This is a genomic window from Lysobacter sp. CCNWLW3 (genome assembly GCF_036697405.1).
Taxonomy (GTDB): Bacteria; Pseudomonadota; Gammaproteobacteria; order Xanthomonadales; family Xanthomonadaceae; genus Lysobacter.
Window position 1 is genome coordinate 240412 of sequence record NZ_JBAHWA010000007.1, and the last position, 13926, is coordinate 254337.

General features: G+C 65.3%; 9 protein-coding genes. 3 read left to right on the forward strand and 6 right to left on the reverse strand.

What is annotated here, in order from left to right; translation table 11 throughout:
- Nucleotides 1-16 precede the first annotated feature (16 nt).
- The 3 genes from V1318_RS13795 to V1318_RS13805 all read left to right on the forward strand — a co-directional run bounded on the left by V1318_RS13795 (nt 17) and on the right by V1318_RS13805 (nt 3226).
- Entirely contained in the window at nt 17-904 is an 888-nt protein-coding gene (locus tag V1318_RS13795) for a DMT family transporter (protein ID WP_332940285.1), read from the forward strand.
- A gap of 282 nt (nt 905-1186) precedes the next feature.
- Nucleotides 1187-2602 carry a pectin acetylesterase-family hydrolase gene (locus V1318_RS13800; RefSeq protein WP_332940270.1) on the forward strand — a complete coding sequence of 472 codons (1416 nt, stop codon included), beginning with the start codon at nt 1187-1189 and terminating at the stop codon, nt 2600-2602.
- Between the two features lie 15 nt (nt 2603-2617).
- A complete protein-coding gene (locus V1318_RS13805; protein ID WP_332940271.1) occupies nt 2618-3226 on the forward strand; it encodes a hypothetical protein in 609 nt (202 codons plus the stop codon).
- A 189-nt stretch (nt 3227-3415) separates the two neighbouring features.
- On the opposite strand, the gene V1318_RS13810 is transcribed toward V1318_RS13805, so the two are convergent.
- From V1318_RS13810 to V1318_RS13835, 6 genes are all read right to left on the reverse strand, one after another.
- A complete protein-coding gene (locus V1318_RS13810) occupies nt 3416-5014 on the reverse strand; it encodes a YadA-like family protein (RefSeq protein WP_332940272.1) in 1599 nt (532 codons plus the stop codon).
- A 105-nt stretch (nt 5015-5119) separates the two neighbouring features.
- Nucleotides 5120-8449 (reverse strand): S8 family serine peptidase, encoded by a 3330-nt coding sequence (locus V1318_RS13815; RefSeq protein ID WP_332940273.1) that lies wholly within the window; start codon nt 8447-8449, stop codon nt 5120-5122.
- A gap of 1234 nt (nt 8450-9683) precedes the next feature.
- Complete coding sequence (locus V1318_RS13820) at nt 9684-10238, reverse strand: hypothetical protein (RefSeq protein ID WP_332940274.1); 555 nt, start codon at nt 10236-10238, stop codon at nt 9684-9686.
- A gap of 11 nt (nt 10239-10249) precedes the next feature.
- The gene (locus V1318_RS13825; protein WP_332940275.1) at nt 10250-12097 is read right to left on the reverse strand and encodes an RHS repeat-associated core domain-containing protein; all 1848 of its coding nucleotides are present in this window, start codon (nt 12095-12097) and stop codon (nt 10250-10252) included.
- A gap of 171 nt (nt 12098-12268) precedes the next feature.
- Nucleotides 12269-12577: a hypothetical protein gene (locus tag V1318_RS13830; protein ID WP_332940276.1), complete on the reverse strand. Its 309-nt coding sequence runs from the start codon at nt 12575-12577 to the stop codon at nt 12269-12271.
- Between the two features lie 239 nt (nt 12578-12816).
- Nucleotides 12817-13926, reverse strand: a 1110-nt coding sequence (locus V1318_RS13835) for a hypothetical protein (RefSeq protein ID WP_332940277.1), incomplete at its 5' end; no start/stop codon positions are given.

The following is a 13926-nucleotide window of genomic DNA, read 5'->3' on the forward strand; positions in this document are numbered from 1 at the left end:
ACCGCTGTCGCAACCGATGCGCGCGGCCGCCTACATGCTGGCCAGCACGCTGTGCTTCGGCGCGATGGCGGTGGTGATCCGGATCGCCTCGGCCGAGCTGCACACCTTCGAGATCGCGTTCTTCCGCAACTTCTTCGGCCTGCTCGCGGTGCTGCCGCTGCTGGCCGGCGCCAACCGCGCCGCGCTGCGCACGCGCCAGTTGCCGCGTTATTTCGTCCGCTGCGCGATCGGCATCTGCTCGATGCTGGCCGGCTTCTGGGCGATCGGCCACCTGCCGCTGGCGCAAGCGATCTCGCTGTCGTACTCCACGCCCTTGTTCGTGACCATCGCCGCGGTGCTGTTCCTGGGCGAGCAGGTGCGGGCGCGGCGCTGGGCCGCGGTCGCCCTGGGCTTCGTCGGCGTGCTGGTGATCGTGCGTCCGGGTTCGGCCGATTTCACCGCCGGCACCCTGATCGCGCTGCTGGCGGCGGTGCTCAGCGGCGTGGTCGCGATCCAGATCAAGCAGCTGTCGCGGGTCGACTCGGCCAACACCATCGTGCTCTACACCTATCTGTTCTGGGTGCCGATGTCGCTGCTGCCCGCACTGTTCGTCTGGCAATGGCCGCAAGGCGCGATGTGGGTATGGGTGATCGCCGCCGGCGTGCTCGGCACCGGCGGCCAGTTGCTGTGGACGCACGCGCTCAAGCTGGGCGAAGTGTCCGCGCTGACCCCGATCAGCTTCATGCAGCTGCCGCTGGTGGCGCTCGCCGGCTGGCTGTGGTTCGGCGAATCCATCGACCGTTGGACCGTGATCGGCGCGGCCATCATCCTGGCCTCCAACGCCTACATCGCCCACCGCGAGGCGGTGCTGGCGCGGCGCGCGGCCTCCAACGCGCCCAGCGAAGCGGCGATTCCGGGCGAATAAGGCCCGCATCGCCGCAGCGCCATGCTGCGGCGCAAGAACCGGCGCGGCGGCAAACCCGGTTCCGTGACCGGATTCCGGGCAAAAACGGACAGGCAGGGCTGCGTTTGCGGCCAATCGGCGCTGCGCGCGCGATACGCATTGACGCTGCCGCACGCGCGGCGATATCCAGACGCAGCAGTATGGACAGGGGGCTGCCGCGGCTGCGCCGGTGCTGGGGACCGGCAACGCGCCGCGTCGCGCGGGCACGGCCCGCACACATCGCACGCAAAGGAGAGCAAGGCCATGGCACATGCCCGATACGCCGCCCGACCCGTCGCCGTCGTCCTGCTGGGAGGCGCGATCGCGCTGGCCAGCCCGCCGCTGTTGGCCGAGGAAGGCGACTACGGTTTCTTCCAGACCCTGCGCAACCTGGTCTCGCCGCCGCGCGCCAACAACCCGGTCACGCCCGCGCAGCGCCAGGGCCAGTACCCGCTGCTGAGCCGCGACGCGACCAAGGCCGACGGCTTCGATCCGGGCGCCTATTACCAATGGCAGACCGTGCAGTTGCCGGCCGAGACCGGCGCGGTCTGCGGCGACGGGTCGCCGTACAAGATCTTCGTCAACCGCGTGCCCAACACCACCAACACCATCGTCTACATGGAAGGCGGCGGCGCGTGCTGGGACTACGCCAGTTGCTCCGGACAGAGCGGCATCCGCGGCGCGCGCAATCCCAACGGCATCCCCGACGACTACATGAGCCTGCTCAATCCCGGCGCCAGCCTGGTGAGCCCGTTCGTGACCCGGGTCAGCCCGTTCGACGGGGTCAAGACCCAGAACTGGAACATGGTCTACGTGCCCTACTGCACCGGCGACATCTACGGCGGCGACAAGGTCGCGGTCTACGACGACCCCAGCAACCAGGCGCCGCCGCTGGTCTGGCACCACAACGGCCTGCGCAACTCGCGCGCGGTGACGGCGTGGTTGAAGGACAACCTGCCGCGTCCGGGCCAGATGCTCAGCACCGGCTGCAGCGCCGGCGGCGCCGGCAGCCTGATCAACTACGACCCGCTGCGGCGCGACCTCGCGCCCTCGCGCAGCTTCCTGATCGACGACTCCGGCCCGATCTTCCCGACTCCGCGCAACGGCGATCCCGCCCAGTACCCCTCGCAAGCGCTGATGGCGCACATCCGCGGCGCCTGGGGCCTGGACGCGCCCAACGGCCCGCTCGCCTATCTCGCCAGCGGCCTGCCGCAACTGGATCTCGACGAACTGGGCTCGCTGTATCCGGCGCTGGCCAACAAGCACAGCGGCGACCGCCTCGGCGCCACCCATTTCTGGCAGGACCTCAACTACTCCTCCTACTCCTACGAGCGCTTCCACGCCGATATCCAGGCCGCGCCCAATCAGGCCGCAAAAGAAGCCTTGATCCACAGCAAGTGGGGCGCCGACACCCAGCGCCTGTCCGCGCGCTTGAACACACTGGACAACTTCGGCGGCTACTTCCCGCAGTACCGCGCCCTCAACGAGAGCCACTGCACCACCATCGTCGACTTCAAGAACGGCGACGTGCAGGCGCAGAACCTGCAGCTGAAGCAGTTCATCGACAGCGTGCTGGACGGCAACGGCAAGGTCGTCGACGCCAGCGAGGCCGACGACCAGGCCGACCGCGCCAAGCCGTTCAACCTGCTGTACTGGCTGGTCGACCAGCTGCTGGCTTGAGGCGCGGCCGCACGCATGAGCCGCACCAAGTTGCTGTTGATCGCCCTCGCCGTCGCGGCCATGGCCGCGGCGGTGCTGGTGGCGCGCTCGCGCGAGGCGCGCGCGAGCCTCGCGCCCGCTGCGGGCGCGCGCGCCGGTCAGGCCGAAGCCGTGCAGGCGGCCTTGCTCGGCAGCCCGCAGGCGCGCGCGTACCGCGATCGGGAACAGTTCCGCGACGATGCCAAACGCTATTTCCGCGACGCCGCCGCGCTGAGCTCCGCCGAGCGCCGCCGCCAAGCCCAGGCCCTGGAACGCGATGTCGACGCCTACGAACGCGCCGGCGAGCTGTCGGCCGGCGAAACCATGCTGTTGCGCGTGGCCCTGATCCAGGCCACCGTGCCCGACCGGGCCGAGCAGATGCGCCGGGTCGAAGCGCTGGCGACGCGCTACCGCGCCATCGCCGACCAGCGCAATGCGCAGTGGCTGGCCCAGCAGCGCAGCGATCCGCGCTTCCAGTCCTACAAACAGCGCGAGGCCGAGGTGGTGGCCGAGGTCGCGGCGCTGAGCCAGATTCCTGGCGGTCTCACCCGCGACGAGTACCTGCGCCAGCGTTTGCAGGCCGAGCGCGAACGCGCGTATCGCTGAGCGCCAGGTGGCTCCCTCTCTGAAGCTCCCCTCTTTGAAAAAGAGGGGTTGGGGGAGATTTGCTTTTTGCTTTTAAGCGCTAAGCCGCCAAAAGCAAATCCCCCCTAGCCCCCCTTTTGCAAAGGGGGGAACAGCAAAAAAACGGCGCCCGAAGGCGCCGTCAACGTGCCGCACATTCCCAGGGAAGCCTTACCAGCCGAAACCCAGGCCCACGCCCGCCGAGCTTTCCGAGCTGCTGAAGGCACCGCCGAAGGTCACCGTGGCGCGATCGCTGATCGCGCGCTGGTAGCCGATCGACAGGGCCTGTTCGCCGTTCTGGAAACCGGCACCCACCGCGACGCGGTTCTTGGTGTGGATGCCGGCGGCCGAGGTCGCCATCTGCACCATCGCCGCGGTCATCGCACCGGCGCGGTCGATGCGGCGGTCGGTGCGGTCGAAGCCCCACTCCATGTCCGAACGCAGATCGTCGATGGCCGCGATCGGCGCGGCGATCGCCTGGGCGAAGCGGGTGTCGGTGTAGGTGTTGGCGGTGCGCAGCGTGGCCGCATCGCCGGCGTCGGCGTGGGTGTTGGCGGCGTTGAGCGTGGCCGCGTCGCCGGCATCGGCGTGCGCGTTGGCCTGGTTCAGCACCACCGCGTTGTTGCTGGTCACGCGCGAGTCGGTGTAGTTGTTGGCGCTGGCCAGGGTGCTCGCGGCGACCGTGTCGGTGTAGTTGTTGGCGCTGGCGAGGGTGGCGGCGGCGGTGGATTGCAACTGCCCCAGATTGACCGCGTCGGTGCCCTGGGTGCCGGCGGCGACGTTGGTGATCTGGCGTTCGTTGCCGCCGCTGCCCACCGAGACCGCGTTGCCGCGGTCGGCGACCGAACCCGCGCCCAGTGCGACGCTGTTACTGCCGCTGGCGTTGCTGCCCTGGCCGATCGCGGTCGCGTTCTGGCCGACCGCCTGCGCACCGTAGCCGAACGCGCTGCTGCCGATGCCGCTGGCGACGCTGCGACCGCCGAAGGCGCTGGACTGGTCGGCGGTGGCCTGCGCGCCGCCGCCGTAGGCGCTGGATTCCAGGCCGCTGGCGGTGGTCACTTCGTCCGGATCGACCACGCCGTCGCCGTCCTTGTCGACCCAGCCGCCGTTGGCGGTGGCGCCGTCGGCGCTGGCGACGCTGTGCGCGCCGGTCGCGGTGCTGCCCTTGCCGCTGGCGGTGGCGCCGGCGCCGTTGGCGGTGCTGGCCTCGCCCGAGGCCAGCGAACCGCTGCCGCTGGCGCTGCTGAGTTCGCCGCTGGCGATGGCGTTGTAGCCGTGCGCGGTGCTGCCCAGGCCGCTGGCTTCGCTGAAGCTGCCGGTGGCGGTGGCGTTGTCGTTGATGGCGCGCGCGCCGGCGCCGCTGGCGCTGCTGAATTGCCCCGAGGCCTCGCTGGCGGTGCCGGTGGCGGTGGCGAATTCGCCGCTGGCGTTGCTGCCGCTGCCGCTGGCGGTGGCGCCGAAGCCGCCGGCCTGCGCGCCCTGGCCCAGCGCGGTGCTCTGATCGCCGCCGGCGACGCTGTCGGCGCCGACCGCGGTGCTGCCGGTGCCGCTGGCGGTGCTGGCCGAACCGACCGCGGTGCTGCCGTCGCCGCTGGCGGTGGCGCCGCTGCCGCAGGCGGTGGCGCCGCCGCCGGCCGCGGTGGCGCCGCCGGTGGTGGTGCCGCCCAAGCCGTCGTCGAGCAGGCAGGGCTCGCCGGCCAGCGCGGTCATGGGCACGGCCAGCGCCAGCAGCAGCGCGGTCGACAGGATCGTGTGATGCGTGTGCTTCATTGCTTCCCCCTAAGGAATCGTGTGATGGCCGTGCAACGCGGCCCTACCGGTGTCGAAGAAATCGCCGGGCCCGTTTCCGGGCCCGGCGAAAGTAACGGGCCAAAGTTACGGCGTGACCGTCAGGGTCACGCGTGCGGCGACCTTGGGCCTGACCGGATCGTTGCTGGCCACGCAGATGTAGCCCACGTGCGTGCCGGCGCTCAGGCCGGCGGCGTTGAGCTGCACCTGGGCGTCGATGCCAGCCGCGCCCGGATTCACGCGTCCCATCGCGCTCACCGGTGCGCCGATCCACGGCGCGCCGCAGGCGTTGGACGCTCCCACGTTCCAGGCCAGGCCGGCGAAACCGCTGCCCGCGGTCCAGGCGCCGGCCCCGGCGGTGCTTACCGTGATGGTGCGGAACACGTTGTCGCCGCTGTTGGAGGCGAACCACACCCAGCGATTGGCGAAGCTCGAACGCGCGTGCACCACCAGCCAGTAACGGCCCGGCAGCAGATCGACGTTCTGGCTGGCGGCGGTCAGGTTGAGGCCGATGTTGGCGCCGGTGATGGTGACGCCGGCGGCGGTCGGCGCGGAGGTGTAACTCCACACCGCCACGCCCGGCGAGGCCTGCGGATTGCCTTCCGGGTTGTTGCCGCTGTCGCGGAACAGGGTCCAGGTCAGGCTGGTGGCGGTGGTCGCCAGCGGCTGATTGCTGGACACGAAACCCTCGGTGTACAGGCTGACGATGCGGGTGGCCTCGCTCACGCTGAAGTCGTCGGCGCTGAACTGCGCCGCCGAACCCGCGGTCGCCGGATCGGTGTACGAGGTGGCGCGGAAGCCGCTGCTGATCGCGCCGCGCGGCGCGTCCAGCAGGGTACGCGTGCCCTGCCCGGTGTTGTCGATCGTGTAGTCCAGACGCGAACCGCCGAGGTTGTCGATACGGAAGTTGGCGAAGCCGGTACCGCCCGCGGGCAGGGTCGCCGCGATCTGCATCGGGTTGAGGGCGATCACCGGCGGCGGCACCGACACCGCCACCGGCAGGCGCAGGGTCGGCTGGTCGAGGGTGCCGATCGAGGTCGGGGTCAGCACCAGGGTGCCGAAGTTCCAGGAGCCGTCGGCCGGCAGCTGATAGCTGTTGACCGTGACCTTGACCGCCTTGCTCTCGCCGGGATTGAGGGTGAACAGCGCCGGCGAGATCGTGCCGCTCAGGCCGGTCAGCTTAGCCGTCCAACCCTGGCGGACCGTCTGGGTGTTGCGGAAGGTACGCGTGAACACGCAACGCTCCACGCAGCGCGCCTTGGCCAGGCTGGGCTGGTTGAGGTTGGCGACGTCGCCGCCGCTGGCCGGATTGGCGGCCAGGTAGTTGGCGCGGACTTCGTTGAGCACCAGGCCGGCGCGCAGGGCGAGGTCGACGCGCAGACGGCCGCCGCCGCGATCGAACGGCGTCGCCGGCGTGATCGAATCCTCCTTGAACACCTGCTGCTCGGCGGTCATCACCAGCGCCGATTTCACTTCCGGCACGGTCCAGGTCGGCCGCGCCTGGCGCAGCAGGCCGGCGGCGCCGGCATGGTGCGGCGACGCCATCGAGGTGCCGCTCATCAGGCCGACCGCGTTCTCCGAGCCGCTGATCGCGGTGCCGGAAACCACCGCCAGGATGTTGACGCCGGGCGCGGTGACGTCGGGCTTGAGCAGGTCGTAAGCGCCGGCCGGGCCGCGCGAGCTGAAGTCGGCGAGCACGTCGGGCGTGTTCGGGATCGCCAGCACGCTGATGCCGGCGGTACCGGGATTGCCGGCCAGGAAATCGCGCACCGCGTTGGCGTCGGTCTGCAGCATCGCGAAGCCCGGGATGGTCGCGCCGGTCATGGTCGGGATCAGGCCGCCGGCCGCGTTGTTGGCGATGACCACGGCGATTGCGCCGGCCGCGGCCGCGTTGCCGGATTTGATCGTGAACGAACAGGTGCCGCGGCGGATCACCGCGATCGCGCCGGCGAAGGTGTCGGCCGGGTACGCGGCACAGCCGTCGTCGGCCGTGTCGATGCCGGGGCTGACGCGCAGCACCGTGGTCGGCGCGATCGGCGCGGTGAGCGCGACGCCGCCGGTGCCTTCGTTGAGCACGATCGCATTCAGTGCGGCGGGCACGGCGCCCGGGCCGGTGACCTGCAGCACCGGATTGAAGTCCTGGCGGCCGTGCTGCGCCGCCGCGGTGGAACCGGTCCAGGGCTCGAGATGGCCCATGGTGTTCGGGCCCGGGCCGCTGTTGCCGGCCGAGGTCGCGACGTAGATGCCGGCGTTGACCGCGTTGAGGAAGGCCAGCGAGACCGCATCGCTCCACGGGTTCTCGCCGCCGCCGACCGAGAAGTTCAGCACGTCGACGACGCCGTCGGCCACCGCCTGGTCGACCGCGGCCGCCGAGGAGGTATTCGGGCACAGGCCGCGCCCGGTCGCCGTGTTGGTGTAGCACACGTCGTAGGCGATGATGTTGGCGCGCGGCGCGACGCCCGAGATCAGGCTGTTGCGGCCCTTGAACGCGACCGTGCGGAAGTTGCCCGCGGTGGTCGCGGCGGTATGGCTGCCGTGGCTGTTGGTGTCGCCGAAGCCCGGCTCCTCGCGGATGTTGGCCACGCCGCAGGTGTTGCCCGGCGCCGCGCAGACGAAGTCGTAGCCGCCGATCAGCTTGTCGTTGCAGCGCCCCGCATCGACGCCGCCGGCGGCGCAGGTGCCCAGATAGGTGCCGGCGCCGAGTGGATTGGTATGGGTGTAGCCCTGCTCGTCGGTGGCGGCGAACGAGGGGCTGCCGAAGTTGATGCCCGAATCGATGATGCCGACCACCACGCCCTCGCCCTTGACCGGACTGGTCGGCGAGTTCCACAGCTGCGGCGCGCCGATCAGGGTCGGACCGACATCGGTGTCCTGTTCGTACTCGCGGTATTCCTCGACGAACTGCACCTCGGACAGACGCTGCACGCGCTGCGCCTCGGCCTCGCTCATGTCGGCGACCACCGCGTTGAGCGCGTGCTGCATGCGGCGCTCGATGCGCAGCGGACGGCCGATCGCGGCGGCGATGCCGGCCTCGTGCTGGCGCTGCGCGCCTTCGAGGTGGCGGACGTAGGCGCGAGCGCGCGAACTGCGCACATCGACGCGGCCTTCGCCGGCCGCGGTCGCGGCGGCGCGCGCCATCTGCGGCACGCCGGGCTCGCCGACCATGCGCTCCGGCGCGGGCAGGCCCTGGACCTCGCCGCGGTAGGTCGCCAGCGGCGCCTCGCGGTAGACCACGATGTATTTGCGCAGCTGCTGTTCCGGCGCGTTGTTGTTGACGCCGGCATTGGCCGGCGGCGCCCCGCCGATCGGTGCGCCGGCGTCGGATGCGCCGCCGCCGAGCATGACGCTGGCGCCGGCGATCGCGGCCAGCGCACCCAGCGCCAAGCCGATCGTCCATCGGTTGATTCTTGTCGACATGTGCAACGTCCCCTAATGCGAGTTCCGCAATGCATACGCCACCGACGGCATGCCGCCGAACCGGTGGCCCAGATGGGAGATTGGTATTGAGCGAGGCCCGACCGGCCGCAGGAGCACGAACCGCCAGAGGCGCCGGCCGGCGTTTCCCCAGGCGCCGACCTGATCGATAACGGGCGCCGATACATATCGCCCTACCTCGTCAGGCACATGCTAAGCACAGAATTAGCGTGGAGACATGTGCCGGAACGCGAGGTTTGGCCACTCGCGCGGCGCTTCCCAGCCGGGCCAGCCAGGAATCAGCGCAGGGAACGCCAAACGCGTCGCCGTACGAGTGCCACGCGCCGCGTCGATACGCTGGGATTAGCCCGCCAATACGCTGCTCGCCAACTCGCCCCCCAAACATGGCAAGTAGGCCTCATCGATACCCTTGTCCGCCGAACCGGCGCTGCGTTCGCCGATGACGTTGCCGAGGTATCGGTCTCCAGCGTATGCGAGACAGTGTTGGGATCGCCCGGCAACCCGCCTGGGTACCTTCGGGATTCAGGCCCACATCGCAAGTCGCGCTGGGCAGGCCGCGCGCATTGAATTCGACCTTGGTCTAGTGGCCGGAGCCGTCTTGCGATAGCCAGGGCCGTCCGAGCACGTCCTACTCGGTCTGGGCGATGTCTGTGGCCCCGCTGATGATGGTCTTAGCGAGTTTGGCACGCCCATGACGTTCCGGCAGCAGGAGTTTCAGCAATCACCGGACTGCCGTCGGATCAGAGGGACCTCACTCCCTTGGCGTGGTCTATCGGTGCCTTTATTTCACCGCCAACTTCTCAACCAATCAATCCTCAATACACGCACGGAATTGGGATGTTAACACCGCCCCTTTATAGAGGGATTCGTCCCGGAGAGTCGGCCTGACGCGATACCCAATCTCCAGCGTTTGACAACCAGATTGAAGCTCAAAAATTTCCTATAGATCGCTATTGTTTACCGACACCCCGAGCCATCCACCTGGCGGCAATAAAACCGTACCTGGGTGGACATCGATTGGCGAGCCAAACCCCTTCTGGACGTCACGCTGATAAGAAACCGGGTTAACACTAAACGGTATTCCACATCAGAGACCGCATGCATCCAAGGCAAAAATATATCTCGCTCCGCGTTGATTGGTAAATCGCCTGAAAAGCCTCCCGCCAAACACCTGAGATCCACCATCTAATGCAGCAAACATTAGACCAATCGCCTCTCAAGGCTGGGATTTATCCACCGACAAAATGCGCAACGAGTTGATATCAACCGTCAATTCGTACAAGAACCCATTATTATCATAAGCAACAACAACCACCCCAGACTCATAGCCATCAAAGTCGACAAGGCTCGGCAATTTACCGTGATATATAAAATCCATATCTTCACCAAGCCCAGGCCCACTTTGAATCGAGCCTTCCTTAGCCAATAGCATCCATTTCCTAAAAAAAACAATCGCTGGCTCGACATTTCCCAATAAAGCCGAAGAGTCGCCGGTGGCAGTACACCCACTTTCCGAAGGGAGTCCCAGCCTGTATGAATCAAGCGAAGCCAGCTTCACTCTTTGACCACTGGGCAGCACACGATTGATGCGACCTCGATACAAGCAAACACCATCAATTAAATCATCATGCACCACGCTGAAAGCGAGGCTGTTTTCGCCCGATTGACGAAGGACAATATTCCGCTCAACAACCTGACCTTCTGAGACTCCGCGAGCAGAACAAGAGCACGAAGCGAGCACACACATAGACAAAAAAAATTCTCGAAACATGGTCGCGCCCCTCAAAATTTTGGGACATAAAACTGCGCACGCAAATTAACAGCATCATAGTACGTCAAACCGCGAATATCCCCATAGCTCATCAGAGAATTTATACCTGGAGCATGATGCAAGCCAAATCCGTGACCAATTTCGTGACTTGGCGTTGTTGTTTGATACCTAGACATAACGCCATCTGGAGTTGAATTTCGAGACAAGTACAGCACGTTTGTCCCAAATTTCATCTGTCCCGCAACGCTATGATAGCCCTGAGCTGCAAACGTTGCTATTTGGTGACTATTGAACCATTTGGACTCAATGTCACCACCTGACGGAACGGAAGTAAACTTTATCGATATATTGATTACATCATCACCCTCCGAAAACCTACCAGAGAACACTGAAGATGCCTCCGTAGCTATTACACTCGACTCAACACCACTAACGGTTAGATCACCCGCGATCACCCACTCGCCGGTGAAAATATCTCTGCTCACAGTTACTTTACTTAGAAATTTAGATCTTCCGTACTCGACTCCAAAATCAGCGCCTGCCGCTTGCCCTCCTGATTGCCCTTCAACCATGCCTACCGGCTGACCCATCATCGCCGCCTGAATGGCGCCGTTGATCGCACCATTCGCGAACTTACCGCCCGACAACTCAGAGATCGTTCCGCCAACAAGAGCACCAACAAGCGTACGGCCTACGTCGTTGGTTATAGCTCCAACATTCGGCATGAATGCCGCCGTCAATCCTGCCGACAAGAACGCGCTACCGAAATCTCCGCCCTGCAGGCGCGCCATCACACCACCGGTCAGCGCCATCATGCCAATTCGCATCAGCGGATTGGCGCCAACCATTGCACCGCCCATTCCTGCGGTCATCAATGAAGTCATTGCGCCAAGGACGCCACCTCGGAAGCTTTGAGTTGAGATGGCTCCGGATACGAACCCTGCAGCGGTATACAGAGCTAACGCCGCCCCTCCCTTGATCCCGTAGTGCTGCCCCGTAGCAACCGCTACGATCATTACGAGCGCGCCCAACCACTGCCGTTCCTCCACGCCCAACATCCCGCTGGGGTCCGTGTACCGCAGCGGGTTGTTGAACACGTAGGTGTACGCGTTCCAACTCTGCGGATTGGCCGGATCCTGGACGAACGGGTCGACCTGCAGGAAACGACCCAGGCTGGGATCGTAGATGCGGCCGTTCATGTGGATCACGCCGACGGCGTCGACGTGCTCGTGGCCGGTGAAGCCGCGCGTGGTCAGGCTCGGCGCGGCGCCGCTGCCGGTGCCGGTCAGGTGACTGCGACGGGCACCGTAAGCCGCGAAGTCCATGTTGTTGAACACGGCGCCGGTCTCGGTGGTCGTGCGGACCAGACTGCCCAGGCGGTCGTGGAACAGATAGCGCTTGGTGACCGAGGTGCCCACGATCTGCTGCAGCAGGACACCGCCCACGGTGCGCTTGATCGTAGTCACACCGGCGTCGACGACGATCTCCACGTTGCCCAGGTACAGGGTCTTCTTGCTCCCGTCCTCGCGCTTGTAGCGCTGGCCGTCGCTGCCGTACCAGAAGCGGGTACGCGTGCCGTTGCCCAGCGAGATCTCGTAAGCCAGGTCGTCTACGCTGTAGTAGGCGGTGCGGTCGTTGGCTGTGCCCGGCTCGTCGCGCACGGTCTGGTTGCCGCGTGCGTCGTAGTAATAGAACACGCTGCCGCCGCCATCCAGCACGGTCTCGGCCACGCGGTGCGGGCCGTTGGTGCTGGCGCTGCCGCCGCCCTCCAGGCCGCCGGCGCCGCAACCGGCGTTGCCGTCGTAGCAATAAGTTCGGTGGTCCTCGCAGCTAGCAACAGGGGGCAGAGCGCCGCTCACCTTCGAACGACATCAGAATGACTCTCTGACCCCTGTTCTCGCTGTACCAGAACCGGGTGCGAGTGTCGTTGCCCAGTTCGATCTCGGAGGCCAGGCCTTCGCCGCTCAACTGCGTTGCCTCCGCGAAAAAATATGGCAACTCCCCACGAATCTGGACCAGATTAAGCGGGCCTATATTTGCCGAAAGAATAATGCAAAGAATATCCACTGCCCGATTCTGGTCGTGTCGCTACGAGTCGCGTCGACAGCGGACACGTCCAAATCTCGAAGTGGAGAACGATCCCGCCCCGAAGCAACTTCTTCACCTAAAAGCGATGGCAAAATGAAAATTGCAGTTCTTTGACAATCGGCTGCGACCACGCCTGTAGCCGCAGCATCAATTACGGAGGCAACGCTTTCACGGACTTCATTATCAATCGGCCATTCACCGGTCCATTCTGCATGCTTGCCGCTCTGGAGCTTCCAAGCCTGATGTGCCATTCTTGAAATTCTAAAGCTTTTCGCTCTCTCGAATTCAGTCCGCACAGCCTTGAGCGTAGTGGCACGCCCTCCATGGGACTCCCATTCAGCAAGAATGTCGCGCCACTCATCCACGCACTTCCCCTGAGCCACCAATGGATCTGGGCCAGCGTCAGCCCGCCCGGCGGCACTATGCCCTGAGGAACAAGAAACTCCGATAGTCGTCAATAGCAGCGCTGCGAACGATTTCGATACTCGGTTCATAACTTCTCTCCAGGGAGGCCGGACTCTGCATAGTACCTCCTGAGGCCGCTTAGGTCCTTGCTATAGCCTTTTGGCAATCCTCTTGCCATCGACTCCAGATAACTTTGCGTTAGCACACGCCCCTCTCCATTTCTATTCACCATGAAAGTTTCGCTTTGCGACCATGATTGATTCCAGGCCATTGCGAAATCGGTGGCGGAGAAATTCAACTGGGAATCGAAGTGACCATGCAACCATCGATCTAAGCGCAACCCTGCCCGCTCATACATCGAGAAAAGCCTACTGTTATCAATAATTGAAACACCCTTGGGCCCCCAGCCTGGGGTGTAATACGCCCACTTCCCGTTGGGTTGAAGACCAAGGCCCAGCTGAAGCTCTTGTCTCCGTTCAACGCCTTCAGCGAAATATCGCCTAGCGGCCGCCGCCACTGCTCCCTGCTGAGTATCAAAGCCCCCCCCTTCAATTCTCACTGCACCAGGCAGTTCTACATCGTCTCGTGTTGAATCGGTTCCCGATCCGACAGCAGTAACACGTTGTTGCCCCCCCATCATGGCAGCCTGAATCGCGCCGTTAATCGCACCATTCGCGAACTTACCGCCCGACAGCTCAGAGATCGTTCCGCCAACAAGAGCACCAACAAGCGTACGACCTACGTCGTTGGTTATAGCTCCAACATTCGGCATGAATGCCGCCGTCAGTCCTGCCGACAAGAACGCGCTGCCGAAATCTCCGCCCTGCAGACGCGCCATCACACCACCGGTCAGCGCCATCATGCCAATTCGGGCGAAAGGTCCGGCTGCGGCTGCAGCTCCGCCGATGCCTGCGGTCACCGCCGCTGTCATCGCCCCCAATACCCCTCCGCGAAAGCTCTGGGTCGATATGGCCCCCCCCACAAAACCCGCCACGGTTGACCAGGCAAGAACCTCCCCCAAGCCTTCTGGGTGGCCGATGGCGATCACGACGATCGCGGCAATCGCCCCCAACCACTGCCTCTCCTCCACCCCCAACATGCCGCTCGGGTCGGTATAGCGCAGCGGGTTGTTGAACACGTAGGTGTACGCGTTCCAACTCTGCGGATTGGCCGGATCCTGGATGAACGGGTCGAC